Origin of the sequence: Pseudomonas putida (assembly GCF_028682475.1) — a bacterium.
Classification (GTDB): domain Bacteria; phylum Pseudomonadota; class Gammaproteobacteria; order Pseudomonadales; family Pseudomonadaceae; genus Aquipseudomonas; species Aquipseudomonas putida_AG.
In genome coordinates, this window is record NZ_JANHLE010000001.1 from 18,609 (window position 1) to 45,358 (window position 26,750).

Consider the following 26,750-nt stretch of genomic DNA (forward strand, 5'->3'; position numbering starts at 1 on the left):
TGTTCCGACGCGTCCAATCGAAAGTAATTACAAACCGATCAAAACCGTCTATCACCGCCAGAAGCCACAGAATACGGGGCTCACAGCAGTGATAGACGACACTTATCAATTAGTCACTAAAAGCAATTTGACGTCACTCCCGCAGCTCCCTATGCTCGATACAAGGCACCATGATTATTTAATTTATTTGCACCCCATGCGTTCACCGCAATAACCGACATGAAATTAAAAGAGGTAATCGCAACCGTGAATGCAAACGACACTACATTGGTCGATGGCTTCAATAGAAAGATTGATTACCTGAGGATGTCGGTGACTGATCGTTGCGATTTCCGTTGCGTCTACTGCATGGCTGAAGACATGCAGTTCCTGCCGCGCCAACGCATTCTGACCCTTGAAGAGCTGTATCAAGTGGCCGAGCGCTTCGTCGCCATGGGCACCCGCAAGATCCGCCTGACCGGCGGCGAGCCGCTGGTACGCAGCGGCATTGTCGACCTGTGCGCACGCGTCGCTGCCTTGCCGGGCTTGCGCGAGCTGTGCATGACCAGCAATGGCTCACAACTCGGTCGCCTGGCCAAACCCTTGTTCGATGCCGGGCTGTCGCGCCTGAACATCAGCCTCGACAGCCTCGAACCGCAGCGCTTCAAAGCGCTTACCCGCACCGGCGATCTGCACCAGGTCATCGCCGGTATCGACGCCGCACGCGCAGCCGGCTTTCGCCGCACCAAACTCAATTGTGTAGTGCTCAAGGGCCGCAACGACGGCGAGATCAATGACCTGGTACGCTTTGCCATCGACCGCGAACTGGACATTTCCTTCATCGAAGAAATGCCCCTGGGGGTCATCAGTGAGCACCAGCGCAGCGAGTCCTACTGCTCGAGCGATGAAGTCCGCGCGCGCATCGCTGAGCAATTCACCTTGATCGAATCGGCTGAATCCACCCAGGGCCCTTCACGGTACTGGCGCCTGGCCGAAGCGCCGCAGATTCGCATCGGCTTCATTTCGCCCCATAGCCATAACTTCTGCGGCAGCTGCAACCGCGTGCGCCTGACGGTCGAAGGCCGTTTGTTGCTGTGCCTGGGCAACGAGCACGCCAGCGACCTGAAGCAGGTGATGCGCGCGCACCCCGGCGACAGTGCCCGGCTGGACAAGGCCATTCGCGACGCCATGACCCTCAAGCCCTACCGTCACCACTTCGACGTCAATGGCGACGTGCAGATCCTGCGCTTCATGAACATGACCGGCGGCTAACGGAACCCTGATGATCGTTCACCCCAAACCCAACCTGCTCAATGTCCTGATCTCCCTCAAAGGCTCGATAGCCAAGCGCATCGCCCGGCGCACAGTCATGGTCACCGCGCTGGCGTCGCTGATCGTCCTGATCGAGAACCAGCACCCGGCGCTGTTTTCCCGGGTCAACGCCACGCCCTTCACTTTGCTCGGCATCTCTTTGTCGATTTTCATGAGCTTTCGCAACAACGCCTGCTACGAACGCTGGTGGGAAGGCCGCAAAGCCTGGGGGCAGGTGATCATCGAAATACGCTCGTTCATTCGCGAAAGCTGCATCATCACCGATCGGCAACTGCGCGAAAGCCTGCTGCTGAATCTGTGCGGTTATGCCCATGCGCTGAACGCCAGGTTACGGGGCGAAGACGAACAGCACGTCGCGCGCAAATGGGTGCCTGATGTATCTGCCCTGCCCGCTCACAACATCAGCGATGCAATCCTGCAAGAGACAGGCAGGATCTGTTCGCGTCTGGCCGAAGAAAACACCATCAGCGAATGGCGCTACATGGCACTTGAGCAACGCTTGCATGGGCTGTCCGAGGCCCAGGCCGTTTGTGAGCGGATCAAAAGCACACCCTTGCCCTTCCCCTACACCTTGCTGCTGCACCGCACGATCTACATCTTCTGCGTGCTGCTGCCGTTCGCCATGGCCCAGCCGCTGGGTTGGCTGGCGCCGATCTTCACGGCGATTGTCAGCTACACCTTCTTCGGCCTGGACGCCATCAGCGATGAGCTGGAAGACCCGTTCGGACACGATGAAAACGACCTGCCTACCGATGCCATGGTGCGTACGATCGAACGGGAAATTCTCTCAGCGGCAGGTCACACCGACCTGCCTGCGCCCCTGCAGCCGGTGGATTTCGTCCTCAGTTGACGGTATCGGGTAGCAGCAGCCCGCTCCCACCGGCAAGCCTGCACCCACTATTGTTCATTGACCCTGGCGCGACCCGCACAGATTGCCGGGCTTGAGGTGGGCAACAAAGTTGCAGGGACGGTGACGGGCATCGAGCTGCTCAGCCAGGATGCCTTCCCACGCCGTGCGGCAGGCACCGGTCGAGCCCGGCAGGCAGCACACCAGCGTGCCATTGGCCAGCCCGGCCAAAGCGCGGGTCTGCACCGTGGAGGTGCCGATGTCGAGGATCGACAAGGCGCGGAACAACTCGCCAAATCCGTCAATATGCTTGTCGAGCAAACAGGCCACCGCCTCGGGAGTGCTGTCGCGGGCGGTAAAACCGGTGCCACCGGTCACCAGCACTACCTGCACCTGATCGTCGGCGATCCAGGTCGCCACCTGCGCACGGATTTTGTAGACATCGTCCTTGAGCAACTCACGAGCCACCAGGCGATGGCCCATTTCCACCGCGCGAGTCGCCAGCAATTCGCCAGAGGTGTCGGTGGCAAAAGTGCGGGTATCACTGACGGTCAGTACGGCGATGTTGATCGGTACGAAAACCGCATCCATTTTCACACTCATGTAATAGCCTCAGGGTCGAAGAGTAATCTTCGGGGAAACTAGTGACTAAAACAAAAGCCGTCCAATCGATAGTTCACAACATTCTATCGACACCCTCTATTGGCAAAACACCACAACCACCCGCTTGATCGACCGCACTTATCAACCAGTCACTCATACTCATTGGACGCACTTTTGCCCTGCGAGTAGGGTTGCGTAACCGCACTATGCTCAACCCCATACCACTTGCCAGGCCGCGCCATGGACATCAAACAACTCAAGTTTCTCATCGCCCTGGATCAGACCAGACACTTCGGCCAGGCCGCTGCGCTGTGCCACATCACCCAGCCGACGCTGTCCATGCGCCTGCGCAACCTGGAGGACGAACTGGACCTGGTGCTGGTGACGCGCGGCCAACGCTTTGAAGGTTTTACTGAAGCCGGTGAACGCATCCTGGCCTGGGCCCGGACCCTGCTGGCGGCCTACGACGGCCTGCAGGCCGAAGCGGCCAGCTGCCGCGGGCAGATTGTCGGCAACCTGCGCCTGGGGATGGTGCCGCTGTCGAGCATCAACCCCATGAGTTTTCTCACGCCCCTGGCTCAGCGCTATCCAGAGCTGCATTTCCAGCTCTCGTCGCTGAGTTCGGAGCAGGTCATCGATGGTTTGAGCCGCAACCAGCTCGACCTCGGCATCTGCTATCTGGACCAGATCAACACCAGCTTCTTCGAGGTCATCGAACTGGGCGCTACCAGCATGGGCCTGCTGTACGACACGCGCCACTACCACTTTGACCAGCCCGAACTGCCGTGGGAGGCAGTCAGCGATATCCCCCTGGGTATGCTGTCCAAGGGCATGCACTACCGCCAATCCGTCGACCTGAGTTTCAGAAGCCGCGGCCTGCACCCGCAACCGGTGCTGGAGAGCGACTCCACCTACCAGCTGATCCAGGCGATCTGCGCCGGCATCTGCTGCGCGATCATGCCCCTGCAAAGCGGCCTGGATGAGTTAAGCGAGCACATCCGCATCGTGCCGATTGTCAGCGCCAGCGTGCATGCACCAATCGGCCTGTTGCTGCGCCGCAGCGAACCGCGTTCGGCCCTCGCGGAAAAGTGTTTTGCCGAAGTAAAAGCACTGCTCGACAGCCACTGACAGTCTTCACTGCCAAGTGATGCATACACTTGACTGTATTTGTATATACATGCTCATATCTGCTGACGTCGCCCGCCCTGCGTCCGGCCGGTGACTCGACCGCTCGACAACAACAATATGCGGAGATCCTCAGCAATGACCCAGGCCAGCGCCTCGCGCAGCAAGCCCCTGATCGAGCGGCGCTCGATCGACTATATCCCGGAAAACGAACGACACGGACGCCTGTACAGCCAGTTCACCCTATGGCTGGGAGCCAACCTGCAGATCACCGCAATCGTCACCGGGGCCCTGGCCGTGGTGCTCGGCGGCGATGTGTTCTGGTCGTTGATCGGCTTGCTGATCGGCCAGCTGGTCGGCGGCGCGGTCATGGCCCTGCACGCAGCTCAAGGGCCCAAGCTAGGCCTGCCGCAGATGATTTCCAGCCGGGTGCAGTTCGGGGTCTATGGCGCGGCCATCCCGATTGCGCTGGTGTGCCTGATGTACCTCGGTTTCACCGCCACCGGCACGGTGCTGTCCGGTCAGGCGATTGGCCAGCTGCTCAGCGTCAGTGACAGCACCGGAATCCTGATCTTCGCCGGGGTGATCGTCCTGGCCACGGTGTTCGGCTACCGCATGATCCACTGGATCGGCCGGGTGGCCAGCGTGCTGGGGATCATCGCCTTCGTCTACCTGTTCAGCCGGATCATGGTCATCAGCGACATCAGCGTGCTGCTGCAGAACCGTCACTTCACCTGGGCCTCATTTTTGCTTGCGGTGTCATTGTCAGCGTCCTGGCAGATCTCCTTCGGCCCCTACGTAGCGGACTATTCACGCTACCTGCCAAGCCGCACCTCATCGTTCAAGACCTTTCTCGCCGCAGGGCTTGGCTCGGTGGTCGGCTCCCAGGCGTCAATGGTGCTCGGGGTGTTTGCCGCGGCCATTGCCAACGGCCAGTTCTCCGGCCGGGAAGTGGCCTACATCGTCGGCCTCGGTGGCACCGGTGCCACTGCGGCGCTGCTGTATTTCAGCATCGCTTTCGGCAAGGTGACCATCTCCACCCTCAACTCCTACGGCAGCTTCATGTGCATCGCCACCATCATCAGTGGCTTTCGCGGGCATATTGAAGTCAGCCGCCGCCAGCGCCTGTTGTTCGTCCTCGCCATTGTCGGCGCTTCGACCCTGATCGCCCTGCTCGGCCAGCACTCGTTCCTCGCGGCATTCAAGTCGTTCATCCTGTTCCTGCTGACCTTCTTCGTGCCCTGGAGCGCGGTCAACCTGGTCGATTACTACTTCATCACCAAGGAACGCTACGACGTGCCTGCGCTGGCCGACCCCAATGGCCGCTATGGACGCTGGAACATGCCAGGCATCATCGTCTACACCATTGGCGTGCTGGTGCAGATGCCGTTCATTTCCACCAAGCTCTACACCGGTCCGATGGTTGCCCACCTGGGCGGTGTCGATGTGTCGTGGATCATCGGCCTGGTGGTACCGAGCGTGCTGTATTACCTCGTAGCCCGTGGCAAGGCGGCCCAGGCACCGGCACGGATGATCCTGCCCGAAGCGACCCACTCCTGAGCCGAACCCTCGGTTGCCCACTGTCCTTGCGGTGGGCAACAACCGTTCGGCGCCCCAATCAATAACGACATATTTTTATGCTGTAATTGATCTTGTAGGCCACTTCACCTGTCGAGGGTACTGCCATGAAGATCAGACTGTCGGTTGTGCTGCTGCTTGCAGCCTTGTGTGCGCTTCCTACCTTGAGCCCCGCGGCTCAATACGCTACTCCGCCAACCGAATCCGCAGCCCTGAGCACCCGCCTGGCCCTGCGTGACCTGTGGGTGGAGCATATTTTCTGGATTCGCAATTACGCCATCGCCAATCAGGCCGGTAATCGCCAGGCGGCCGATGTTGCCAGCCAGGAAGTGGTCAGCAACGCTACCGCGATTGCCAATAGCATTGCCCCGCTGTACGGACAGCCCGCTGCCGACCAATTGCTGAAACTGCTTGCCGGGCACTGGGGCGCGGTCAAGCAGTACAGTGATGCCAGTGTCAGCCAGTCGGCCTCCGCCAAGCAGACGGCGGTCAACGACCTGACCAGTAACGCCAAAGCCCTGGCCAAGTTTCTCGCCACGGCCAACCCGAACTTGCCGGAAGCAACACTCAACACCATGCTCGCCGCCCATGGCGGTCACCACATCGCGCAGATCGACGAACTCGGGAAAAAGGACTACAAGGCAGAAGCCGCTACCTGGAAACACATGCGTGAGCATATTCTCGGCCTGGCCGACGCCTTGACGGCAGCGCTGGTCAAGCAGTTCCCGGACAAGTTCTGAGCGAGGTCTGTCGATGTTCGAAGGGCTTGGACGTACCCAACAGGATCTGCTTTCGGCCCTGCTGTACACGGCTGCCGGCATGAGCATCGAGGAACTGGCCAGCCAGCTGTCGGTGACCCGCACTGCGGTGCGCCAGCACCTGGCGGCACTGGAACGTGACGGTCTGGTGGTGCGCGGCGATCTGCGCGCCACTGGCCGCCGCCCCGAGCAGTTGTATCGCCTCAGCGCGCATGGCAGGGAGCTGTTCCCGCGCCACTATCACTTGCTGGCCAACCTGTTGATCGATGAAGTCGCCGGCCTGATCGGCCACGAGGCGCTGGTGCAGTTGATGCGCAGTCTGGGCGAGAAAATGGCGGCGGATCTGAGCACTACCCGGCTCGATGAACAGCAGATTGCCGCGCAGATGAAAGATGTCGGCTATGAGTCCGAAGTGTTTTTCCGCTCTGGAGGGGCGCCTGCGCAAATCGTCGCGCACAACTGCGTGTTTCATCAGCTGGCCGAAGCTCACCCCGAAGTCTGTGAGCTCGACCTGGCGCTGATTGGCAGTCTGGGTGGGGGGACGGTGCAGCACCTGGAATGCATGCTGCGCGGTGGACAGGTGTGTCGCTTCGAGCTGACGCGCAAGCCTTCATAGCTTGGCGATCGACACCTCGGTGGATTTGACGAAGGCAATCACTTCACTGCCGACCCGCAACTCCAGCTCGTGCACCGAGCGGGTAGTGATCACCGAGGTGACGATGCCCGCGGAGGTCTGCACATCGATTTCCGAGACCACCGGCCCTTCGATGATCTCCTTGACCGTGCCCTTGAACTGATTGCGTACGTTGATCGCCTTGATGGTCATGCTCTGCTTCCTCGTTCCGGGGTGCACTGCGGCGCAGTGCTTGAAGTGCAGAGTGCACGCTCGGGGGAAAAACAAAAAAGAATAATTAATCATTTTATTAGAACAATAAGAAATATAAGGAGCGAGCTCCACCCGTTCTCTCACCTCGCCCGCCTGCTACTTTCGTCTAATCCCCAAAAGCATCGCACCGGGCAGCCCAGGCCCGAGGCGCGCAGGACAAGGCTCGGCCAAGGTCAAACCGTTGACGATAGAGGCGCTCGATAGCGCCATCAACACCCTTGATTAGTCCTACATTCCATACGGGAATACACTACCGTTCATCCGCGTTATCCGAGCCCTGCAGCAGATAGGGCCTGCAACCAATCGTGATCTCACCACAGCCAACTGCGCTTGCGACGCCTTGTTGCCGGGCATGCCTATGCCCGCTGCTTTGTGCAGCCGATAGAATAAGGAGATAACCATGGGACTTGGCAGACGTCAGTTCTTCAAGCTCTGTACCGCCGGGGTCGCCACCGCCACCTGCGCGACCCTGGGTTTTGCCCCCGGCATGGCCCAGGCCACTCAATCGCGCCAGTACAAGCTGTTGCGCGCCAAGGAAACCCGCAACAACTGCACCTACTGCTCCGTAGGCTGCGGGATCCTCATGTACAGCCTGGGTGACGGCGCGAAAAACGCCAAGGCGCGCATCTTCCACATCGAGGGCGACCCGGACCACCCGGTCAGCCGCGGCTCGCTGTGCCCGAAAGGCGCAGGCCTGGTGGACTATGTGCACAGTGAGCAGCGCCTGCTGTTCCCCGAATACCGCGCGCCGGGCTCGGATAAATGGCAGCGCATCAGCTGGGACCACGCCATCGAGCGCATCGCCCGCCTGATGAAGGACGACCGTGACGCCAACTTCATCGAGAAAAACGCCAAGGGCACCACGGTCAACCGCTGGCTGAGTACCGGCATGCTCTGCTCGTCTGCCGCCAGCAGCGAAACCGGCTCGCTCGACCAGCGCTTCACCCGCGCCCTGGGCATTCTCGGTACTGACAGCCAGGCGCGCGTCTGCCATGCCCCGACCGTCTCGGCGCTGGCACCGACCTTCGGCCGTGGCGCGATGACCAACAACTGGGTCGACATCAAGAACGCCAACGTCGTGCTGATCATGGGCGGCAACCCGGCCGAAGCGCACCCGGTGGGCTTCAAATGGGTGATCGAGGCGAAGATTCGCAACGGCGCCAAGGTCATCGTCGTCGATCCACGTTTCAACCGCAGCGCCGCCGTGGCCGACATCTACTCGCCGATCCGCGCCGGCTCCGACGTCACCTTCCTGATGGGCGTGGTCAATTACCTGATCAGCAACGACAAGGTCCAGCACGAGTACGTACGCCACTACACCAATGCCAGCCTAATCGTGCGCGAGGACTACCATTTCGACGACGGCCTGTTCAGCGGCTACGACGAGAGCAAGCGCAGCTACGACCGCAGCTCCTGGACCTACGAGCTGGACGAAAAAGGCTACGCCAAGCGCGACCTGACCCTCAGCCACCCGCGCTGTGTGTGGAACCTGCTCAAGGCGCACGTCAGCCGCTACACCCCTGAAGTGGTCACTAACATCTGCGGGACGCCCAAGGATGATTTCCTGCAGATCTGCGCGATCCTCGCCAGCACCTGCGTCCCTGACCGCACCGCCACCTTCCTCTACGCCCTGGGCTGGACCCACCACACCAACGGCGCGCAGATGATCCGCGGCTCGGGCATGATCCAGCTGCTGCTGGGCAACATCGGCATGGCCGGTGGCGGGGTCAACGCCCTGCGTGGCCACTCCAATATCCAGGGTTACACCGACCTGGGCCTGCTGTCGCTGCGTCTGCCCGGCTACATGAACCTGCCGTCCGACCAGCAGACCACACTGGCCACCTACCTCAAGCAAACCACGCCGACGGCGCTGCTGGAGGATCAGGTCAACTACTACAAACACACGCCAAAGTTCTTCATCAGCCTGATGAAAAGCCTCTGGGGTGACAAAGCCACTGCCGACAACGACTGGGGCTTCGACTGGCTGCCCAAGTGGGATGACAGCTACGACGTGCTCAACTACAGCAACCGCATGTACGAAGGCAAGGTCAACGGCTACATCGCCCAGGGTTTCAACCCGGTGGCCGCGTTCCCGGACAAGAACAAGGCGCAGGCTGCACTGGCCAAGCTCAAGTTCCTGGTGATCATCGACCCGCTGGCCACCGAGACCTCGAGCTTCTGGCAGAACCACGGCGAGCAGCACGACGTCGATACCGCTTCGATCCAGACCGAAGTGTTCCGCCTGCCCTCCTCCTGCTTTGCCGAAGAAGACGGCTCGATCGTCAACTCCGGGCGCTGGCTGCAGTGGCACTGGGCCGGTGCCGCACCGCCCGGCGAGGCCTGGCACGATGGCAAGATCCTCGGCCATCTGTTCATGAAAATCCGTGAACTGTACGAAAAAGAAGGCGGCGCCAACCCGGCACCGATCCTCAACATGGCCTGGGATTACGCCGACCCGTACGACCCCAAGCCCGAGGAAGTGGCCAAGGAGTCCAACGGCCGCGCCCTGACCGACCTGCACGACGAGCAAGGCAAGCTGATCCTGCGCAAGGGCCAGTTGCTCGACGATTTCTCGCAGCTACGCGATGACGGCAGCACCCAGTGCTTCAACTGGATCTTCGCCGGCTCCTGGACCGAACAGGGCAACCAGATGGCCCGCCGCGACAACGCCGACAGTGGCCTGGGCTGCACCCCGGGTTGGGCCTGGGCCTGGCCGCAGAACCGGCGCATCCTCTACAACCGCGCCTCGGCCGACCCGCAGGGCAACCCGTGGGACCCGAAACGCAAGCTGATCGGCTGGGATGGCCAACGCTGGAGCGGTGTCGACGTGCCCGACTTCGCCGTCACCGCCGCGCCAGGCGGCAAGGTCAATCCGTTCATCATGCTGCCTGAAGGCCTTGGCCGGCTGTTCTCGGTCGGCGCCCTGAACGACGGTCCGTTCCCGGAACACTACGAACCGACCGAAAGCCCGCTGGCGCATAACCCGCTGCACCCGAAGGTGACCTATAGCCCGACGGCGCGCGTGTACGAAAGCGACCGCAAGCGTATGGGCAAGCGTGAAGACTTCCCTTACGTGGCGACCACCTATTCGATCACCGAATTGTTCCGTCACTGGACCAAACACGCCCGCCTGAACGCCATCGTCCAGCCCGAGCAGTTCATCGAGATCGGTGAAAAGCTCGCCGACGACAAAGGCATCGTCCAGGGCGACACGGTCAAGGTCAGCACCCAGCGCGGCTACATCAAGGCCAAGGCGGTGGTGACCAAACGCATCCGCCGCCTCGCGGTGGATGGCCAGGATGTCGACACCATCGGCATTCCGTGCCACTGGGGCTATGAAGGCGCCACCCGCAAGGGCTTTCTGGCCAACACCCTGACCCCGGGCGTCGGCGACTCGAATACCCAGACGCCGGAGTACAAGGCGTTTCTCGTGAACATTGAAAAGGTCTGAGGGCGAAACCATGTCCATGCAATCCCAAGACATCGTCCGCCGCTCGGCCACCAGCGTGCTGACCCCGGCGCCGCACACCCGCGACCACCAGGCCGAAGTCGCCAAGCTGATCGACGTCAGCATCTGCATCGGCTGCAAGGCCTGCCAGGTGGCGTGCAATGAATGGAACGACCTGCGTGACGAGGTCGGTCACAACGTCGGCGTCTACGACAACCCCGCGGACCTGTCCGCCGAGACCTGGACGCTGATGCGCTTTGACGAAGTCGAAGACGAGAGCGGCAAGCTCGAATGGCTGATCCGCAAGGACGGCTGCATGCACTGCGCCGACCCCGGCTGCCTGAAAGCCTGCCCGCAACCGGGGGCGATCATCCAGTACGCCAACGGCATCGTCGACTTCCAGTCCGAGCATTGCATCGGCTGCGGCTACTGCATTGCCGGTTGCCCGTTCGATGTGCCGCGCATCAGCCAGAAAGACAACAAAGCCTACAAATGCACCCTGTGCGTCGACCGTGTTTCGGTCGGCCAGGAGCCGGCCTGCGTCAAGACCTGCCCCACCGGCGCGATCAACTTCGGCAGCAAGCAGGACATGCTGCACCAGGCCGAGGAGCGGGTGACCGAGCTGCAGGGCCGGGGTTTTGCCGGGGCCGGGATCTACGACCCGCAAGGCGTCGGTGGCACCCACGTGGTGTATGTATTGCAACATGCCGACAAGCCGCAGCTGTACCACAAGTTGCCTACCGACCCGCGCATCAGCAGTGCCATCCAGGGCTGGAAAGGCTGGATGAAACCGGTGGCCGCGGCGGCATTCTTCGCCACCCTGGCCGGCACCCTGTTCCACTACATCGGCGTCGGCCCCAACGAGGTCGACGAACAGGACGAGAAACGCGAGGAGGACACGCACGCATGAACACCGACAAACTGATCCTGCGCACCCGTTTCATCGACCGTGCCTGCCACTGGTTCATGGTGATCTGCTTCTTCGCCGTGGCCTTGTCCGGGCTGTCGTGGTTCTTCCCCTCGTTCAACGGCCTCAACGCGGTGTTCGGCACCCCGCAGCTGGCGCGCATCCTGCACCCGTTCTTCGGGATCGTGGTGTTTGTGCTGCTGATGTTTCTGTTCGTGCGCTTCGTACGCTACAACCTGCCGGAGCGCGAGGACCTGCAGTGGTTCAAGAACGTCAAGCAGGTGCTGGCCGGCAAGCATGACCCGGCGTTGAACATCGGCAAATACAACGCCGGTCAGAAGGTGCTGTTCTGGGGGATCATGAGCCTGATCACCCTGTTGCTGCTCAGCGGCGTGGTGATCTGGCGCCCGTACTTCGCCCCGCTGTTCTCGATCCCGACCATCCGTATCGGCTTGTTGGTGCATGCGATTGTCGGCATCAGCCTGATCCTGCTGATCATCGGCCATGCCTACCTGGCGTTCTGGGTCAAAGGTTCGATTCGCGGGATGGTCACCGGCTACGTCAGCCGCGCCTGGGCCAAGACCCACCATGATCGCTGGTACCGGCAGATCAGCAAGCAGGACAAGACCGGGAGCAAACCATGAGCAGCATTCAGATGACCCCGGTGCAGACGCCTACCGGTGGGGTCAACGAGATCGTGCCGGTGCTACTGCCGTCGCTCAAGGACCGCTACAGCAAGCGCGCCACGCGCCTGCGCCAGTTGGCCGAGGGGCATGCCATGGGCGATTACCTGGGTTTCTGCGCACAGTTGGCCCAGGCCCAGCAACAGTTGCTTGAGCGTCTGCCATTGCCTCAGAAGCTGGCGGACGGGCTGGCTGAGCGACTGGGCAGCGGCCAGGCGCCGCTGGCGAGTAGCGACTACCCGCGTGACCGCTACTGGCAGCAACTGCTGCAGGGTTTGATCGAGCAGCTGTACGCGGATGCCAACCCGGCCGTACGCGCGACGCTGGACGGCCTTCGCGCACTGGATTCAGCGCAACTGGAACACCTGGCCAGCAGGTTGCTTGCTGGCGACTATGAAGCGGTTGGCAGCGGCCAGGCCTTGTTCCTCTGGGCGGCACTGTCGCTGTACTTCACCCAGTTGGCCAATGCCCTGCCGGCATCGGCCAGCGCCGCGCTCGGTGAGCAGCGCCAGCACTGCCCGGTGTGCGCCAGCGCGCCGGTAGCCAGCGTGGTCATGACCGGTGCCCAGGCGGGCTTGCGCTACCTGCAATGCAGCCTGTGCGAGTGCCGCTGGCACATGGTCCGGGTCAAGTGCAGTAACTGCGAAGCCACCGGCGCACTGGACTACTGGTCGCTGGAACGCCAAGATGCCGCGGTCAAGGCCGAAAGCTGCAACGATTGTCACAGCTACCTGAAAGTCTTTTACCCGGAAAAGGACCGCGACCAGGAACTGCTGGCCGACGACCTTGCCTCCCTGACGCTGGATGCCGAGGTGGAGCGTGAGGGGTTTGGCCGTAGTGGGGTCAGTCCGTTTCTGTTTCCTGGTTGAAGAACCCATCGCGGGGCAAGCCCGCTCCCACAGGTATCACCTTCCCCTGTGGGAGCGGGCTTGCCCCGCGATGAGGCCGCAACATCCAATGCACACACCCCGGAGACCCCCATGGGCCTGAAAAAATCCTCCGCCGAGCTCAAGCGCGACCTCAAGAGCGTCGCCTCCAACCTCGAACGCACCGCCGGTGAGATCAGCAAACTGGCCGAGCGTATCGACGGCGTCGATGTGGTCGCCGTGCTGCACCTGATGAACCGCCTGTACAAGGACTCGGACAAGCTCCATGCCTATGCCGACGAGATCAAGAGCGGGCGTATTGTGCGGGCCAAAGCCGAGTGAATGAGGGTGTTCAGTGCGCCTGACTTACAGCCGCAAGAAGCAGCCTGGACTGCGCGTCACTTATAGCCGCAATGGTTAAATCCGACGCTTCACGCCTGGCTCTTTGCACGACCGGCAGCCAGTTGGGCAACTGGCCTACACCGCCAACCCACTGTAATGCGTCGTGATCAAACCGATAGAGATTGAGCTCGTCAAAGGCAAATTCTGTTTTTAAATCATGACGTTGTGCAACTGGACGAATGCCGTCTTCAAGATTGTCCAGCACGACGGGCTCCGTTCCTGCGTCCGCCCAATAGCCGAGCACCATATGCGCCTGGTTGGTTTTCGACTGGGTGGCATAGACAAGACGCAAGCTGTCTTCAGGAATCCCCAGCAAGCGCAGGGTGAAGTATTTTGCCAAGGCAAAATCCTCACAGTCACCCCTGCCCTTTTCCAGTGTTTCAAGGGGAGAGGCCCAATAGTCAGCTTGCTGCCATACATCGACATCTTCGCCATAACGGATCGTACGATTGAAAAACGCATTCACTCGCTGGAGCTTTTCGTGATCAGGAAGCTGAGTCGATTCGGCGACCAAAGCACGCCAGTCGCTGACGCGTTGCGCGCCCGCCTGGCTCTGCTGGATATCCTGGGACTGCGACGTGGCGTAAGCACCCGCGCACATGACGCCCCAACCGAATACACAAGCAGCAAAAACCTTCAATTGCCGTCTAAAGCGTTTGGAAATAAGGATATTCAGTTTTATCAAGCAGTACCTCACTTAATAACAATTGGTTCCTACAGACCAGCCTCCTAATGCGGCCAGCACCTTAAGGCATCGGCATCGCGCAGACAAGGTACGTCCGTCGGATGGCAGAAGGATGCCATCGAAGCGGAATTACCTGTAACAAACCGCCTCTGCTGTTCGTCTATGAAATGCAGGCCTCAAGTTCGTGAGTATTCTGAGGAAAAAATCATGAAACTGACATTCAAAATGTCGGGACTGGTTGCGGCTGCCATTTTTAGCACCGTTACCGCTGCGGCGACTGAATATACAAAAAACATACAAATCGACAACGAATCATCGCCATTACTACTTGCCGAAGGTGGTAGTGACCGAGTAATGGAATATCACTTACAAAATTCGTTGGCAAACAATAAGCCAGACCAACCTTCCGGCGAACGCTATGTACAAATGTTAAAAGAACAACCCACTGCGTCCGGCACAAACCCAACGGGCGAGTCACTTCAACAAACGACTGACCCGGAACCCAACTTAACTTCCCCCATCAACAGAGACAGAGAAGAATATCGAAGCGCCCACTGAGCCTGCGCGCTTATTCATAGTGTAGTTTATCCAATGCACAGGGACGTGCTCTGACGCACCAGCAAGACGAAAGTTGCGTAACGACTCAACAGTTGCCTTCTTCTTGAAAATGACTGAGCATCGCCTGCATGCGCTGGCGCCCACGATGCAGTAACACGCGTACATTCACCTCCGTCAAGCCTAAGGTAGTAGCAATTTCCTTGTACTCGAGCCCGCCAAGGTCACGCATGATCAGCACACTTCTCTGCGCCCCGGGCAAGCGATACAGATGTTTACGAATACAGTCATGCAGTTCTACTTCGGCCAACAACGCTTCAGGACCGTCGTAATACCATTGCCTGGGCGCCAACACCCAAGCACTATCATTCATGTCAACATTAGCCAGCGTCACTGAGCGGTGATCCTCATCCCACCAATCCAGAGAAATCTCTCGCCCCTTTCTTCGGTTTATTGAATGCGCTTCGTTAATGGCAATTCTCGCCAGCCAAGTCCGAAACTTTGAACGTCCCTCGAACATATCGACTGCCGCGACGGCTTTCAGCCAGGTTTCCTGAGCGACATCATTTGCAGAGTCTGGACCCACCAAGGGTGTTGCGAGCGTAACAAGAAACGCATGGTGGGTTTTGATCAAGCGCTCCAATGCAAGCGCATCACCATTGCGTAGCCGCTCTATTAGCGCTCGCTCATTGTCCATAACCGCTCTCCTCAGTGCTCCGGCATCGCGTTGAATTCAAACAAGACGCATTCCATCGAGCACTTGCGAAACATCTCCACACAAAAAACACAACGATAGAAACACACCAACAGCAGTAATCGCTATTGATTCCACGGAAACAACAGATTTTACCAATACTCTGTAACACTGACTTTACAGTGATGGCACCACAACAGCGGAGAGCGAGAAGATGTACCACGCCATTAACATTGGATCCTAGATCAATTTCCACGTTAGGCAAGCAGCGTCGACCTACGGTTTAAACACCCTTTACATGCCTGATCAAGGTATTAAAAATACTGTTTTAATAGCCTGCTTCAGAATATTGCCTTCACCCGACAGCGGTTCGTACTATGCTTTTCTGATCGGCGGAGCCGGTCTTCAACTAACCCATGACTGCACGGAGCGCGCCACAATGCCGAGCCTGGATTTTCTCATCACTTCATTGATCGTCGTGCTGATTCCCGGCAGCGGCGTGATCCTGACCATTTCCACTGCGCTGGTAGCCGGCAAGCGCGCCAGTCTGTACACAGCCCTGGGCTGCACGGCCGGGATCATCCCGCACCTGCTGGCTTCGATCCTCGGCCTTTCGGCGATCCTGCACACCAGCGCCCTGGCCTTTCAGGGGCTGAAATTTGCGGGCGTCGCCTACCTGTTGTACCTGGCCTACGCCACCTGGCGCGACCGTTCGGCGTTCGCCGTCGACAGCAACACCAAGGTCGGTAGCGCTGGCAGCCTGATGCTGCGTGCCGGTCTGTTGAACATCCTCAACCCCAAACTGACCCTGTTCTTCCTCGCCTTTCTGCCTCAGTTCATTACCCCCCAAGGGGGTTCAGTCAGCGGGCAGATGCTGAGCCTGAGCGGAGTGTTCATGCTCATGACCTTTGTGGTGTTCGTGCTGTACGGCCTGCTGGCCAACCTGTTCCGCCGAGCGGTGATTGAGTCGCCGCGGGTACAGGACTGGTTGCGTCGCAGTTTTGCGGCATCCTTTGCCGGCCTGGGTTTGAACCTGGCGTTCGCCCAGCGCTGAGGAGCGCGTGCGATGAAGCGCTGTGAGGTGTTGATCGTTGGCGCCGGCCCTACCGGGCTGGTACTGGCCTTGTGGCTGAGCAAACTGGGCATCAAGGTGCGCATCATCGACAGGACCAGCGGCCCCGGCACCACCTCGCGGGCCCTGGCGGTACAGGCCCGCACCCTGGAGTTGTACCGTCAACTGGACCTGACCGCGGCCGTTCTCGAACGCGGCCACCGGGTACCGGCGGCCAACCTCTGGGTAACCGGCAAGGTCGCAGCGCGCTTGCCCTTCAGCGTCATTGGCGCCTTCGTTACACCCTACCCGTTCCTGCACATCTTCCCCCAGGACGAACACGAGCAACTGCTGATCGAGCGCCTGCAAGGCTTCGGTGTCGAGGTGGAACGTGAGACCGAGCTGATGGGGTTCAATCAGGACAGGCACGGTATCAGTGCCCAACTGCGTCATGGCGACGGCCTGGAAGAACACTGCCAAGCGAGCTACCTGGCCGGTTGTGACGGCGCCCGCTCCACCGTGCGCAAGGCCCTGGGCATCAAATTTCCCGGCGGCACCTACCAGCAGGTGTTCTATGTCGCCGATGTCCAGGCCTCAGGCCCTGCCCTCAATGGCGAACTGCATGTCGACCTCGACGAAGCGGACTTTCTCGCTGTCTTCCCCCTGGCGGGCAGCGGCCGGGCGCGGCTGATCGGCACCGTACGCGACGAACGGGCTGAACACCCGGAACAGCTCCGCTTCGAAGACGTCAGCCAGCGCGCCATCGAACACCTCAAGGTCGAGGTCCTGCAGGTCAACTGGTTTTCCACCTTCCGCGTGCACCATCGGGTAGCAGAGCATTTCGGTCGCCAGCGCGCCTTCCTGCTGGGCGACGCCGCCCACGTCCACAGCCCGGCGGGTGGCCAGGGCATGAACACCGGCATTGGTGACGCCATCAACCTGGCCTGGAAGCTGGCCAGCGTCCTGCGCGGCAAAGCGCTGCCGAGCCTGCTCGACACCTACGAAATCGAGCGGAGTGCCTTTGCCCAACGGCTGGTATCCACCACCGACCAGGTGTTCAACTTCGTCACCGCCGATGGACGCGTCGCCGCCCTGATGCGTACCCGCTTGGCACCGCGGCTGATCCCCCGGCTGGTAGCGTTCAAGTCGGCCCGTGAATTTCTCTTCCGGACCATCTCGCAGGTCACCCTCAACTACCGCTACATGCCCCTGAGCACCGGCAATGCCGGCCATGTTCAGGGCGGCGACCGCCTGCCCTGGGTGGCGGAAGGCGGGCGCGACAACTTCAGCTGTCTTAATCGAATGTGCTGGCAAGTGCAGGTATACGGCGCCGTCAGCGCCAGCCTGGTGCAATGGTGCAGTGGTCATGGCATCCCGGTGGACGTCTTCATCTGGAGCGAGGCTCATGAAGCGGCGGGACTGATGCGCGATGCCGTCTACCTACTGCGACCGGACGGTTACATCGCCCTGGCCCGCAGTAACGCGGATGCGCAGGTACTTGAAGAATACTTTGGAGAACGCGGGCTGAACCCGGGATAACCACCGCGGATCAACCCATCCTGGAAAACCGGTAAGTCGTCACCCCACACAGCACCAACCCAACCAGCGCCAACGCCCCGCCGACCAGCCCGATATCACCCAGCCCCATGTGCACACTGACCAGGCTACCGATCAACGCCCCTGCGCCGATACCAATGTTATAAATCCCGGAGAACATCGCCATCGCCACATCCGTCGCATCGGACGCCAGCATCAACACCTTCGACTGCAGCGCCAGACTGAAACACATGATCGAAATCCCCCAGAACACACTCAGGGCACCGAGCCAGGCAAAGTCCCCCGACAACGGCAGCAGCAACAACAGACAGGCCGCCAGCATTGCAATGGCGGCCAGCAGAAAGCCGTTGGGAAAACGCTCACTGTAGCGACTGAACAGCACCGACCCGAACACCCCGGCCCCGCCAAACAGCAACAACAGCACCGTCGTCAGCTCGCCGCCGATCTGCGCGACATTCAAGGCAAACGGCTCGATATAACTGTAAGCGGTAAACTGCGCGCCGATCACCAACGCCACCAGCACATACACCGTCACCAGCGCCGGGCGTTTGAACAACACCGGCACACTGCGCAACGACCCTGAATTCTGACTCGGCAACAACGGCAGCGACTTGACCAGACAGATCAAGGTCGCCAAGGCCACCCCGGCAATCGCCAGAAACGTGATACGCCAACCCAGCGCCTCGCCCACCACCCGCCCCAGCGGAATACCCATCACCATCGCCAGCGTCGTACCGGTCGCCAGCAGCCCCAGCGCCTTGGCCTGCTGCCCTGGCGGTGCCACCCGCACCGCCAGGGACGCAGTGATCGCCCAGAACACCGCATGCGCCAAGGCAATCCCGATCCGGCTGAACAGCAGCATGGCGAAACTCTGCGCCATCCACGACAGCAAATGGCTGACGATAAACAACACAAAGACAATGATCAGCAGCTTGCGTCGCTCGACATTGCGCGTCAGCAGCATCATCGGCAAGGACGCCAGGGCCACCACCCAGGCATAGATCGTCAGCATCAGGCCGACCTGGGCAGTGGACATGTCGAAACTGCTGCCTATGTCACTGAGCAAGGCCACCGGCACAAACTCGGTGGTATTGAAGATAAAAGCCGCCAGGGCCAGGGCGATCACACTGAGCCAGCTGCCGGCTCGCGCATCCACGGGGGTATTCATCGGTGGGGGTGTTACTCCAGATCGATTGCAGACGCCAGGCGCAAAGTCGCGCCCAGCCTGAAGCACCCATGCCCATCGGGCCTGAGTGGAAGCGTGTGCGCTGAGGAATTGGTTATAAGTATGCGGGGTATCGCTTGCTGCCAAGGATAGTACGTCAGGCCCCGGTCCGTCACAACCGCGCCGCTGACGATTGGCCGGGCACACCAGGGCAGATTTCACCGGCACTGCTACACTGAATTCGCCGAAAGGAGGATTGCACCATGTCCGAAAAAGACATCACCACGCTGCTGACCCTGATCGACCACCGGCAAGCCACGCTGGCCTCGGCCTGCAAGGAAATAGCCGACTGGATCGACCGTCAGGGCGACGTACCGGTCGCCGGTCGCATCCGCGCCAGCCTCAAGGCGGTGGAAGCCGACGAAGCACTGGTCAAGAAAACCCTGACATCGCTGAAGGTCGATCGCCCCCTGCCACGCTTTCGCTGAGCAGCGCCCGCAAGTTCGATCGGATTGGCGTCAGCTGCGCTGACATAAACTCAATCAGGCTTCACCGCTGTGCTGCCACGTGTTCCCACTCTCACGAGGACCCGCAATGCGTAACCTATTGCTTGTTGCACTGCTCGTCGCCAGCCCCCTGGCACTGGCCAAAACCGAATGCACCACTGCCGACAAGGGGCAATGGCAGGATCAGGCCAAGTTTCAGGAAAGTCTCAAGGCTCAAGGCTATGACATCAAGAAGTTCAAAGTCACCGATGGCAACTGCTACGAAATCTATGGCTGGGACAAGGACAAGAAAAAAGTCGAGATCTACTTCAACCCCGTCGATGGCAAAGTTGTGAAGTCAGAAATCGAGGACTGAGGTGAGCGACGACACCCTGCGCCTCTGGGATTCGTTAGTGCGGTTCTGTCACTGGTCGCTGGTGCTGGCCTTTGTCGGCTGCTATTTCTTTACCGAAGAAGGCGATGGTTGGCACCGCTGGCTGGGGTATTACGCCGTGGCCATTGTGCTGATTCGTACGGTCTGGGGTTTTGTCGGTTCGCCAGCGGCACGCTGGAAGGACTTCTGGCCAACCCCGGCACGGCTGAAATGGCACCTGCACGCCCTGTTCAACGGCAAAGACTACCACCGCCTGGGCCATTCCCCTCTGGGCGCGCTGGTCATGCTGCTGATGCTGGCGCTGATGGTCGGCCTGGGCCTGAGCGGCTTTCTGCTGGAGGAAGTGGATTACTTCTGGGGCGAACAGTTGCCGCGCGATATCCATGAGTACATGGCCAACACCTTGCTGACGCTGGTCTGTGTGCATATCGCCGCGGCCGTGATCGAAAGCTTGCGCCTGAAGGAAAACCTGCCGTTGTCGATGGTCACCGGCAGGCGGCGCAAGCCCTGATCACACTAAACACCACCGCCCAATATCAGAAGCGGTAGCTGGTGCTCAACTCCAGGGTCCGTGGCGCGCCCGGCGTGATCAGGTCAACAGAACCATGGGCCGAGGCGTAGTAGTCGCGGTCAAACACGTTGCGCAGGCGCAGCGCCGCATCCCACTTCGGCTGGTTGTACAGCAAGGCCGCATCCACCGTGGTGTATGACGGCATCACCACCACGTTGTCCAGAGCGGTGTAGCGCTCATCCACATAGTTGGCCCCCATGCCCACCCGCCAGGTTTCGCTCAGCGAACGTACCAGCCACAGGTTGGCGCTGGTGCGCGGGGTCAGGGTCGGCGTCTGGCCTTCGTTCGGCACACCATTGGTTTTGCTGTTGGACTTGGTGATCTCCGCATCGAGGAAGGCGAAGCCACCGTACACCTGCCATTTGTCCGTCAGCTGACCACTGACCGTGGCCTCGAACCCATCGGTACGCTGCTCGCCGGCCAGCACCAGATTGGCCGGATTGGCCGGATCGGCGGTTTTCATATTGGTGCGTTCCAGGCGGAACAATGCAGCAGTCACCGCCAGGCGACTGTCGAGCAGATCCCACTTCGCACCCACCTCATAGTTGGTGGTTTCCTCGGGTTCCAGCCCCTGGTTACCGGCGCTCAAGGCGAACACTTCGGAAGACGGCTGGTAAGAACGGCTCACCGACACGTAGTAGGACTGGATCTGATCCGGCTGGTACACCAGACCGACGCGTGGGCTCCAGGTGGTGTCGGTACGCGACAGCTCGGCGCCCTTGAGGTCGTCGTCATACTCCTGGTCGAAGACGTCGTAGCGCACCCCGACCAGGGCCTTCCACTGCGGCGCCAGTTCGATCAGGTCCTGCACATAGAAACCCGCAGTATCCTGGGTAGTGGTGCCCTTGGCGGTCTGCTTGTTGGCCTGAAACGGCACATCCACCAGGCCATCACGGAAGACCGGGACCTGGGCAACGTTGTTCTGGCTGAACACCGACTGGTCTTTGACCTGACGGCCCAACTCCACACCGTACAGCAGGTTGTGGTTCATCCCGGCCAACTGCGCCTGCTGCTTGAGTTCGGTCTGGTTGAACCAGCCGTCTTCGGTGCGTTGCACGTTGCCACGGTTCAGCTTGACCAGCAGCTCTCCGTTTGAGCCGGTGACAAAGCGTGTAGGGCTGGAGTCGGCCAGGGTGTTGTTGCGGTCCAGATCGTAGTGGTAGTAACGGCTGGTGTTGCTCAGGGTGAAGTCGTCGTTCAGACGGTAATCGACGCCCGCGGTAAAGGAGAAGACTTCGCTACGGGCATAGTCATCGTCTGGATCGGCTGCGCCAAAACGCTTGTCGCGGTCGACATCGACCGGGCGATTGCCCAGGGCTGGGATACCGAAATCGATCAGGCGCTTGTCGTACAGGTAAGTCGCCCCCACGGTCAGGTCGAGGTCGTCGGAGAGCTTGAAGTAGGCAGTCGGCGCAATGGCCTTGCGATCGATGTAGCCGTCATCGCGGAAGGTGTCGCTGTCTTCCAGGGCCCCGGTAATACGAAACGCTTTGTCGCCTTGCTGCTGGTCGGCCCAACCGGCATCGAACTGGGTGCGGCGTTTGCCTTCGCTGTCGAAGTTCACCCCGACTTCCTGCACCGGGCTGAAGTTGGGCTTTTTGCTCACGCTATTGATCAGGCCGCCGGACGATCCACGTCCGTACAGCACCGCCGCCGGGCCCTTGACCACTTCGACCCGTTCGACGTTGGAAAGGTCACGGTAGTACAGCGCATCGTCACGCAGGCCATCGACATACATGTCACCAATGGCACTGAAACCCCGAATGGTGACCTGGTCGCGCTGGCCGTCACCGTTGGACAGGCCAATGCCGGGCACGTTCTTGAGCACGTCTTCCATCGACTGCGCGCCCTGATCTTTGATCACACTTTGCGGCACGACGTTGACCGTCTGCGGAATGTCGCGCAGCGGTGCGTCGATTTTCAGTGCGCTTTTACTCTCACTGGCCTTGTAGCTTTGCTCTTCGTAACTGCTGTTGACCGAGGTCGCCGGAATGGCCAGGGTTTCGGCCTGCAGCGCTGGAGCAACCAGCACGCTCAGTACAGAAAGGGAAGCCGGGCGAATACGCGAAAGTGCCACCATGTGTTCCTTGTTTGTAAAGATTGTAAAGAAGGACGCAAATGGTAACGATTTGTAAATGAGAAGAGAATACTAATGCGACGCAATATTTTGATGGCGCGCACAAAAAAGCCAGACTGCCGTCCTTGACTGCAGCCTGGCTTTGGTAAGCCGCTTAGCGCGCGATCAATGCATGTGCTCGTGACCGTGCATGGCTTCGGCATTCAGGGCACGTACTGGCGCCTTGACTTCGAGGGTCTGCTTCTGGCCCTTGGCGTCTTCGATCACCAGGGTCAGGGGCACCTGCTCGCCTTCCTTGATCTGCTGCTTGAGCTTCATCAACATCACGTGATAACCGTTAGGGTCAAGGCTGACCGCCTTGCCGGCGGGCAAATCAACGCTGTGCACCTGCTTCATGCCCATGACATCGTTGTCCATGGTCATCTGGTGCACCTGGACAATCTCGGCAACTGGCGATTGCACATCCACCAGCTTGCTGTCGCTGCTGGCGGTGAGGGTCATGAAGGCGCCGGTCGATTGCTGGTGCGGCACGGTGGCGCGAACCCAGGCGTCGCTGACGCTGGTGTCGGCCATGGCCGGCAACGCCAGACCAATCAGGGCCAGCGCGGCCAGGGTGCGTTTGAACGGTTGGGCAGGGTAACGCATCAACATACCTCCATGACCGTGAGCAGATCTTCAGTGCACTCTTTGGCGGTCAGTGAATGGGACAGTCCCAGGCGCAGCTGGCCACGGGAATCGAAGACGTAACTGGTCGAGGTGTGCGAGATGGTGTAGGTGTCGCCACTGGGCACCTTCTCGTAGAACACACCGAATTCCTTGGCGGCCGCGGCGGTCTCTTCGAGGGTGCCGGACAGCGCCACGAACGAAGGGTCGAAGGCTTTGACGTAGGCATCGAGCACCTCGGGGGTGTCGCGTTCAGGGTCGAGACTGATGAACACCACCTGCAGGAAACCACCATCGCGGCCCATCAGCTTCTTGATCTGTGCCGCGCGCGCCAACGTGGTCGGGCACACTGCCGGGCACTGGGTAAAGCCGAAGAACACCATCGGCATCGAGCCCCAGAAGCTGGACAGCGTGCGTGGGTTGCCCTGGGTATCCTTGAGTTTGAAGGAGCGGCCGAGGATCTTGTTGCTCATGTCCTTGCCGTATTTGAAATCGAGCGCACCACCGGAGCGGGGGTCGCAACCTGCCAGAACACCAAGGCTCAGCAGGCTGATCCCGGCCATGACCTGGCGCCGGGTCAGTAAATCAGTCATGTAACCATCCTTTTGGGAAGGTGTTGCGCCTCGCGCACGAGGCCTGTCGAGAAAGCGCGGCATTTTGTCATGGGGGTCCGCCAAGGTTCCAGCGTCTATCGCCCCGTACGTCTGTATCCCTTTATTTTCGGGGTGCGGCCGGTTGTCGCAGCATGTGACAAGAAGCGCAAACCGACGCAGGTGTCCTCGGCGGCGTGCAGCATGGCCTGACAGCCCACTTCATCTCCATTACCATATCGGCCTTCGGGCGCAGCCCCTTCTGTGCCCAACCGATTAAGCCCATGCCATGCCTTTCGAACTTAGCGTAGATCTGACCACCCTCGCCATTCTCGCCGCTGTTGCCTTTGTTGCCGGATTCATCGACGCCATCGCCGGTGGCGGCGGCCTGTTGACCACCCCCGCCCTGCTGACCGCCGGCATGCCGCCGCATCTGGTCCTGGGCACCAACAAACTCAGCTCGACCTTCGGCTCGGCCACCGCCGGCTTCACCTATTACCGGCGCAAACTGTTCCACCCGAACCAGTGGCGCCATGCCCTGGGCGGCACCTTTGTCGGCGCCCTGATCGGCGCGGTGGTCGCGCACTACCTGCCAGCCGAGTGGCTGAACAAGATGCTGCCGGTGATCGTCTTCCTTTGCGGGGTCTACCTGCTGTTCGGCGGCACGCCCAAGGCGCCGCTGGATGCCGATGTGCCGGTGAAGAAGAAATGGCAACTGCCTCAGGGCCTGACCCTGGGTTTCTATGATGGGGTGGCCGGGCCGGGCACCGGTGCGTTCTGGACCGTCAGCACCCTGCTGCTCTACCCCATCGACCTGGTCAAGGCCAGCGGCGTGGCGCGCAGCATGAACTTCGTCAGTAACGCTGCGGCCTTGTCGGTGTTCATCTTTTCCGGTCAGGTCGACTGGCTGGTCGGCCTGTCGATGGGTTCGGCACTGATGGTCGGCGCCTTTTTCGGCGCGCGTACCGCCATCAGTGGCGGCAGCAAGTTCATCCGCCCGGTGTTCATCACCGTGGTCCTGGCCCTGACCGTGCGCCTAGCGTGGCAGCACTGGTTCGGCCAGGCCTAAGCGCCGCGCCACGTAGAGATCGATCAGGTAGCGGGCAATCGAGCGCCCCGCCGGCAACGGCGGCAGCGCATCGACCCGGAACCACTGGGCATCCTCGATCTCGTCGGCCTGCATGACAATCTCACCGCCGGCGTATTCGGCATGAAAGCCGAGCATCATCGAATGCGGGAACGGCCAGCACTGGCTACCGACGTACTGGATGTTCTGCACCTCGATCGCCACCTCTTCGCGCACCTCGCGCACCAGGCAGTCCTCGGCCGACTCGCCGGGCTCGGCAAAACCCGCCAGAGTGCTGTAGACCCCGGTGACAAAACGCGGTGAGCGGGCCAGCAGAATTTCGTCGCCGCGGGTGATGAGCACGATCATGCTCGGCGAAATACGTGGATAGCTGCGCAGGTCGCAGGGCTGGCAGTACATCGCCCGCTCCAGGTGAATCTGGGTCATGGCCTGGCCGCAGCTGCCACAAAAGCGGTGCTCGCGGGCCCAGGTGGCGATCTGCGCGGCATAGCCGAGAATCTTGTAGGTGTCGAAGTCGCCTTCGAGCATGAACTGGCGTAGCCCGCGCCAACTGCAACCGGCCACCGCCTGCGGCTGGCGCAGTTCAAGCAGGTACACCGGCTGACCATCGAAATGGCCGATGCCGTGCTCGCACAGCACGTCCAGTTCCTGACGCTTGAGCCAGTCGCGCGGGAACAGCGCGCCGTTGCCATCAACCAGGAAACCCTCGCTGCAGCGCGCAACCGCCCAGCCGCCAGCGAGGTTTGTGTCCAGTACCGCGGTGGTCCAACGCACAGCCATGTTCCGGTTCCTTGCGCGGGCCCGCCGCTGCAATCAGTCGGCGAACTCGGGTTTCTGTTTGCTCATGTGGGCAGCCACGGCCACCCGCAGATCGGTGGATTGCAACATGGCGGCGTTCCAGGTGGCAATGTACTCCAGGCCATCGTCGATACGGTGATCGCGCATATAGCTGAGCATTTCCTTGGTGCCGGCCACGGCAATGGGGGATTTTCCCGCAATTTCAGCAGCAATGGCAAAGACTCCTTCGAGCAATGCCTGATGGTCATCGTAGACCCGGTTGACCAGGCCGATGCGCTGCGCCTCATCCGCTTCGACCGTACGCCCGGTGTAGGCCAGCTCGCGCATGATGCCGTCGCCGATGATGCGCGGCAGGCGCTGCAAGGTGCCGACGTCGGCCGCCATGCCCATGTCGATTTCCTTGATCGAGAACTGTGCGTCCTTGCTGCAGTAGCGCATGTCGCAGGCCGAGACCAGGTCGATGGCGCCACCGATGCAGTAACCCTGGATTGCTGCCAGTACCGGCTTGCGGCAGTTGTCCACGGCATTGAAGGAAGCCTGCATGCGCAGGATGGTGCGGCGCAGCAGGCGCGCGTTACGGCCGACATCCTTGCCCAGTTCGTTGGCCACCGAAGCCAGCAACATCAGGTCGATACCGGCGGAGAAGTGTTTGCCTGCGCCGCTGATGACCACCGCGCGTACTGCATCGGTGTCATCGATCCATTTGAAGATCTCGACGATTTCGCTCCAGAACGGCGCATTCATCGCGTTGTACTTTTCCGGGCGGTTGATCTGCACGTGGGCGATGTTGTCGTTGAGTTCGACCTTGAATGCCTGGTACTCGGTCACAGTGCTCTCCTTGAAGGCGGCGAGGATAATCGCAGGACTATATCAAGGCATACGCGTGCGCAAAGGCCGCGCTTGTGCCAAAACCGGGACTTTTACCTTGATCTGAAGGCCTGTATCCGGCACCTTGCGCTCCTGT

28 protein-coding genes are annotated in these 26,750 nt (G+C 60.5%); 18 read left to right on the plus strand and 10 right to left on the minus strand.

What is annotated here, in order from left to right; genetic code table 11:
• Positions 1-219 precede the first annotated feature (219 nt).
• Both moaA and NPS47_RS00110 read left to right on the plus strand, forming a co-directional pair.
• Complete coding sequence (moaA, locus tag NPS47_RS00105) at positions 220-1,251, plus strand: GTP 3',8-cyclase MoaA (protein ID WP_274293113.1); 1,032 nt, start codon at positions 220-222, stop codon at positions 1,249-1,251.
• A gap of 10 nt (positions 1,252-1,261) precedes the next feature.
• Entirely contained in the window at positions 1,262-2,161 is a 900-nt protein-coding gene (locus NPS47_RS00110; RefSeq protein ID WP_274293114.1) for a bestrophin family protein, read from the plus strand.
• A 54-nt stretch (positions 2,162-2,215) separates the two neighbouring features.
• Here NPS47_RS00110 and moaB read toward each other — a convergent pair whose 3' ends face one another.
• Positions 2,216-2,761: a molybdenum cofactor biosynthesis protein B gene (gene moaB, locus NPS47_RS00115; RefSeq protein WP_157192985.1), complete on the minus strand. Its 546-nt coding sequence runs from the start codon at positions 2,759-2,761 to the stop codon at positions 2,216-2,218.
• A gap of 240 nt (positions 2,762-3,001) precedes the next feature.
• Between moaB and NPS47_RS00120 the strand changes: the two genes are divergently transcribed.
• The 4 genes from NPS47_RS00120 to NPS47_RS00135 all read left to right on the plus strand — a co-directional run bounded on the left by NPS47_RS00120 (position 3,002) and on the right by NPS47_RS00135 (position 6,838).
• Positions 3,002-3,889 carry a LysR family transcriptional regulator gene (locus tag NPS47_RS00120; protein WP_274293115.1) on the plus strand — a complete coding sequence of 296 codons (888 nt, stop codon included), beginning with the start codon at positions 3,002-3,004 and terminating at the stop codon, positions 3,887-3,889.
• A gap of 135 nt (positions 3,890-4,024) precedes the next feature.
• The gene (locus NPS47_RS00125) at positions 4,025-5,446 is read left to right on the plus strand and encodes a purine-cytosine permease family protein (RefSeq protein WP_274293116.1); all 1,422 of its coding nucleotides are present in this window, start codon (positions 4,025-4,027) and stop codon (positions 5,444-5,446) included.
• Positions 5,447-5,571: 125 nt separating this feature from the next.
• Positions 5,572-6,204: a hypothetical protein gene (locus NPS47_RS00130; protein WP_274293117.1), complete on the plus strand. Its 633-nt coding sequence runs from the start codon at positions 5,572-5,574 to the stop codon at positions 6,202-6,204.
• A gap of 13 nt (positions 6,205-6,217) precedes the next feature.
• Positions 6,218-6,838 carry a helix-turn-helix transcriptional regulator gene (locus NPS47_RS00135; protein WP_274293118.1) on the plus strand — a complete coding sequence of 207 codons (621 nt, stop codon included), beginning with the start codon at positions 6,218-6,220 and terminating at the stop codon, positions 6,836-6,838.
• Here the strand turns inward: NPS47_RS00135 and NPS47_RS00140 are convergent.
• Positions 6,833-7,048: a TOBE domain-containing protein gene (locus NPS47_RS00140; RefSeq protein ID WP_010227092.1), complete on the minus strand. Its 216-nt coding sequence runs from the start codon at positions 7,046-7,048 to the stop codon at positions 6,833-6,835. The two genes, NPS47_RS00135 and NPS47_RS00140, sit on opposite strands and share 6 nt — an antisense overlap.
• Positions 7,049-7,508: 460 nt before the next feature.
• Here NPS47_RS00140 and fdnG point away from each other — a divergent pair, with 460 nt between their 5' ends.
• The 5 genes from fdnG (at position 7,509) to NPS47_RS00165 (ending at position 13,354) form a co-directional block, all read left to right on the plus strand.
• On the plus strand, positions 7,509-10,559 hold the full coding sequence (fdnG, locus tag NPS47_RS00145) for a formate dehydrogenase-N subunit alpha (RefSeq protein ID WP_274293119.1): 3,051 nt from the start codon (positions 7,509-7,511) through the stop codon (positions 10,557-10,559).
• Positions 10,560-10,575: 16 nt separating this feature from the next.
• Complete coding sequence (gene fdxH, locus NPS47_RS00150) at positions 10,576-11,466, plus strand: formate dehydrogenase subunit beta (protein ID WP_274293458.1); 891 nt, start codon at positions 10,576-10,578, stop codon at positions 11,464-11,466.
• Positions 11,463-12,107: a formate dehydrogenase subunit gamma gene (locus NPS47_RS00155; protein ID WP_274293120.1), complete on the plus strand. Its 645-nt coding sequence runs from the start codon at positions 11,463-11,465 to the stop codon at positions 12,105-12,107. The genes fdxH and NPS47_RS00155 overlap by 4 nt, the downstream gene beginning before the upstream one ends.
• On the plus strand, positions 12,104-13,015 hold the full coding sequence (gene fdhE / locus NPS47_RS00160; RefSeq protein WP_274293121.1) for a formate dehydrogenase accessory protein FdhE: 912 nt from the start codon (positions 12,104-12,106) through the stop codon (positions 13,013-13,015). The genes NPS47_RS00155 and fdhE overlap by 4 nt, the downstream gene beginning before the upstream one ends.
• A 111-nt stretch (positions 13,016-13,126) precedes the next feature.
• Entirely contained in the window at positions 13,127-13,354 is a 228-nt protein-coding gene (locus NPS47_RS00165) for a hypothetical protein (protein WP_038611853.1), read from the plus strand.
• 10 nt (positions 13,355-13,364) lie between these two features.
• Here NPS47_RS00165 and NPS47_RS00170 read toward each other — a convergent pair whose 3' ends face one another.
• Positions 13,365-14,099, minus strand: a complete 735-nt coding sequence (locus NPS47_RS00170; RefSeq protein ID WP_274293122.1) for a transglutaminase-like cysteine peptidase — start codon at positions 14,097-14,099, stop codon at positions 13,365-13,367.
• 207 nt (positions 14,100-14,306) lie between these two features.
• On the opposite strand from NPS47_RS00170, the gene NPS47_RS00175 reads away from it, so the two are divergent.
• Positions 14,307-14,657: a hypothetical protein gene (locus NPS47_RS00175; RefSeq protein WP_274293123.1), complete on the plus strand. Its 351-nt coding sequence runs from the start codon at positions 14,307-14,309 to the stop codon at positions 14,655-14,657.
• Between the two features lie 85 nt (positions 14,658-14,742).
• On the opposite strand, the gene NPS47_RS00180 is transcribed toward NPS47_RS00175, so the two are convergent.
• Complete coding sequence (locus tag NPS47_RS00180) at positions 14,743-15,351, minus strand: RNA polymerase sigma factor (RefSeq protein ID WP_274293124.1); 609 nt, start codon at positions 15,349-15,351, stop codon at positions 14,743-14,745.
• Positions 15,352-15,787: 436 nt separating this feature from the next.
• Here NPS47_RS00180 and NPS47_RS00185 point away from each other — a divergent pair, with 436 nt between their 5' ends.
• The gene (locus tag NPS47_RS00185) at positions 15,788-16,402 is read left to right on the plus strand and encodes a LysE family translocator (RefSeq protein WP_274293125.1); all 615 of its coding nucleotides are present in this window, start codon (positions 15,788-15,790) and stop codon (positions 16,400-16,402) included.
• A 12-nt stretch (positions 16,403-16,414) separates the two neighbouring features.
• Complete coding sequence (locus NPS47_RS00190) at positions 16,415-17,938, plus strand: FAD-dependent monooxygenase (protein ID WP_274293126.1); 1,524 nt, start codon at positions 16,415-16,417, stop codon at positions 17,936-17,938.
• 10 nt (positions 17,939-17,948) lie between these two features.
• Here the strand turns inward: NPS47_RS00190 and NPS47_RS00195 are convergent, their stop codons facing one another.
• Positions 17,949-19,124 (minus strand): sugar transporter, encoded by a 1,176-nt coding sequence (locus NPS47_RS00195; protein WP_274293127.1) that lies wholly within the window; start codon positions 19,122-19,124, stop codon positions 17,949-17,951.
• A 260-nt stretch (positions 19,125-19,384) separates the two neighbouring features.
• Between NPS47_RS00195 and NPS47_RS00200 the strand changes: the two genes are divergently transcribed.
• From NPS47_RS00200 to NPS47_RS00210, 3 genes are all read left to right on the plus strand, one after another.
• The gene (locus NPS47_RS00200; protein WP_038611868.1) at positions 19,385-19,609 is read left to right on the plus strand and encodes a hypothetical protein; all 225 of its coding nucleotides are present in this window, start codon (positions 19,385-19,387) and stop codon (positions 19,607-19,609) included.
• A gap of 106 nt (positions 19,610-19,715) precedes the next feature.
• Positions 19,716-19,982, plus strand: a complete 267-nt coding sequence (locus tag NPS47_RS00205) for a PepSY domain-containing protein (RefSeq protein WP_274293128.1) — start codon at positions 19,716-19,718, stop codon at positions 19,980-19,982.
• A gap of 1 nt (position 19,983) precedes the next feature.
• Complete coding sequence (locus tag NPS47_RS00210) at positions 19,984-20,511, plus strand: cytochrome b/b6 domain-containing protein (RefSeq protein ID WP_274293129.1); 528 nt, start codon at positions 19,984-19,986, stop codon at positions 20,509-20,511.
• Positions 20,512-20,536: 25 nt separating this feature from the next.
• Here NPS47_RS00210 and NPS47_RS00215 read toward each other — a convergent pair whose 3' ends face one another.
• The 3 genes from NPS47_RS00215 to NPS47_RS00225 all read right to left on the minus strand — a co-directional run bounded on the left by NPS47_RS00215 (position 20,537) and on the right by NPS47_RS00225 (position 23,904).
• Complete coding sequence (locus NPS47_RS00215) at positions 20,537-22,651, minus strand: TonB-dependent receptor (protein WP_274293130.1); 2,115 nt, start codon at positions 22,649-22,651, stop codon at positions 20,537-20,539.
• A gap of 162 nt (positions 22,652-22,813) precedes the next feature.
• Positions 22,814-23,293 carry a copper chaperone PCu(A)C gene (locus tag NPS47_RS00220; RefSeq protein WP_274293131.1) on the minus strand — a complete coding sequence of 160 codons (480 nt, stop codon included), beginning with the start codon at positions 23,291-23,293 and terminating at the stop codon, positions 22,814-22,816.
• Positions 23,293-23,904, minus strand: coding sequence for an SCO family protein (locus NPS47_RS00225; RefSeq protein WP_107023880.1), 612 nt, complete (start codon positions 23,902-23,904; stop codon positions 23,293-23,295). Before NPS47_RS00225 ends, NPS47_RS00220 begins: the two co-directional genes overlap by 1 nt.
• A gap of 286 nt (positions 23,905-24,190) precedes the next feature.
• On the opposite strand from NPS47_RS00225, the gene NPS47_RS00230 reads away from it, so the two are divergent.
• On the plus strand, positions 24,191-24,970 hold the full coding sequence (locus NPS47_RS00230; protein ID WP_274293132.1) for a TSUP family transporter: 780 nt from the start codon (positions 24,191-24,193) through the stop codon (positions 24,968-24,970).
• On the opposite strand, the gene nudC is transcribed toward NPS47_RS00230, so the two are convergent.
• Positions 24,938-25,768 (minus strand): NAD(+) diphosphatase, encoded by an 831-nt coding sequence (nudC, locus tag NPS47_RS00235; protein ID WP_274293133.1) that lies wholly within the window; start codon positions 25,766-25,768, stop codon positions 24,938-24,940. The genes NPS47_RS00230 and nudC overlap by 33 nt on opposite strands.
• A gap of 33 nt (positions 25,769-25,801) precedes the next feature.
• On the minus strand, positions 25,802-26,614 hold the full coding sequence (locus tag NPS47_RS00240) for a crotonase/enoyl-CoA hydratase family protein (protein ID WP_274293134.1): 813 nt from the start codon (positions 26,612-26,614) through the stop codon (positions 25,802-25,804).
• Between the last annotated feature and the right edge of the window lie 136 nt (positions 26,615-26,750).

Excerpts from the sequence above, each read along its gene's own strand:
- moaA (WP_274293113.1), top strand. The coding sequence starts at position 220 with ATGAAATTAAAAGAGGTAATCGCAACCGTGAATGCAAACGACACTACA.
- NPS47_RS00110 (WP_274293114.1), top strand. The coding sequence starts at position 1,262 with ATGATCGTTCACCCCAAACCCAACCTGCTCAATGTCCTGATCTCCCTC.
- moaB (WP_157192985.1), bottom strand. The coding sequence starts at position 2,761 with ATGAGTGTGAAAATGGATGCGGTTTTCGTACCGATCAACATCGCCGTA.
- NPS47_RS00120 (WP_274293115.1), top strand. The coding sequence starts at position 3,002 with ATGGACATCAAACAACTCAAGTTTCTCATCGCCCTGGATCAGACCAGA.
- NPS47_RS00125 (WP_274293116.1), top strand. The coding sequence starts at position 4,025 with ATGACCCAGGCCAGCGCCTCGCGCAGCAAGCCCCTGATCGAGCGGCGC.
- NPS47_RS00130 (WP_274293117.1), top strand. The coding sequence starts at position 5,572 with ATGAAGATCAGACTGTCGGTTGTGCTGCTGCTTGCAGCCTTGTGTGCG.
- NPS47_RS00135 (WP_274293118.1), top strand. The coding sequence starts at position 6,218 with ATGTTCGAAGGGCTTGGACGTACCCAACAGGATCTGCTTTCGGCCCTG.
- NPS47_RS00140 (WP_010227092.1), bottom strand. The coding sequence starts at position 7,048 with ATGACCATCAAGGCGATCAACGTACGCAATCAGTTCAAGGGCACGGTC.
- fdnG (WP_274293119.1), top strand. The coding sequence starts at position 7,509 with ATGGGACTTGGCAGACGTCAGTTCTTCAAGCTCTGTACCGCCGGGGTC.
- fdxH (WP_274293458.1), top strand. The coding sequence starts at position 10,576 with ATGCAATCCCAAGACATCGTCCGCCGCTCGGCCACCAGCGTGCTGACC.
- NPS47_RS00155 (WP_274293120.1), top strand. The coding sequence starts at position 11,463 with ATGAACACCGACAAACTGATCCTGCGCACCCGTTTCATCGACCGTGCC.
- fdhE (WP_274293121.1), top strand. The coding sequence starts at position 12,104 with ATGAGCAGCATTCAGATGACCCCGGTGCAGACGCCTACCGGTGGGGTC.
- NPS47_RS00165 (WP_038611853.1), top strand. The coding sequence starts at position 13,127 with ATGGGCCTGAAAAAATCCTCCGCCGAGCTCAAGCGCGACCTCAAGAGC.
- NPS47_RS00175 (WP_274293123.1), top strand. The coding sequence starts at position 14,307 with ATGAAACTGACATTCAAAATGTCGGGACTGGTTGCGGCTGCCATTTTT.
- NPS47_RS00180 (WP_274293124.1), bottom strand. The coding sequence starts at position 15,351 with ATGGACAATGAGCGAGCGCTAATAGAGCGGCTACGCAATGGTGATGCG.
- NPS47_RS00185 (WP_274293125.1), top strand. The coding sequence starts at position 15,788 with ATGCCGAGCCTGGATTTTCTCATCACTTCATTGATCGTCGTGCTGATT.
- NPS47_RS00190 (WP_274293126.1), top strand. The coding sequence starts at position 16,415 with ATGAAGCGCTGTGAGGTGTTGATCGTTGGCGCCGGCCCTACCGGGCTG.
- NPS47_RS00195 (WP_274293127.1), bottom strand. The coding sequence starts at position 19,124 with ATGAATACCCCCGTGGATGCGCGAGCCGGCAGCTGGCTCAGTGTGATC.
- NPS47_RS00200 (WP_038611868.1), top strand. The coding sequence starts at position 19,385 with ATGTCCGAAAAAGACATCACCACGCTGCTGACCCTGATCGACCACCGG.
- NPS47_RS00205 (WP_274293128.1), top strand. The coding sequence starts at position 19,716 with ATGCGTAACCTATTGCTTGTTGCACTGCTCGTCGCCAGCCCCCTGGCA.
- NPS47_RS00215 (WP_274293130.1), bottom strand. The coding sequence starts at position 22,651 with ATGGTGGCACTTTCGCGTATTCGCCCGGCTTCCCTTTCTGTACTGAGC.
- NPS47_RS00220 (WP_274293131.1), bottom strand. The coding sequence starts at position 23,293 with ATGCGTTACCCTGCCCAACCGTTCAAACGCACCCTGGCCGCGCTGGCC.
- NPS47_RS00225 (WP_107023880.1), bottom strand. The coding sequence starts at position 23,904 with ATGACTGATTTACTGACCCGGCGCCAGGTCATGGCCGGGATCAGCCTG.
- NPS47_RS00230 (WP_274293132.1), top strand. The coding sequence starts at position 24,191 with ATGCCTTTCGAACTTAGCGTAGATCTGACCACCCTCGCCATTCTCGCC.
- nudC (WP_274293133.1), bottom strand. The coding sequence starts at position 25,768 with ATGGCTGTGCGTTGGACCACCGCGGTACTGGACACAAACCTCGCTGGC.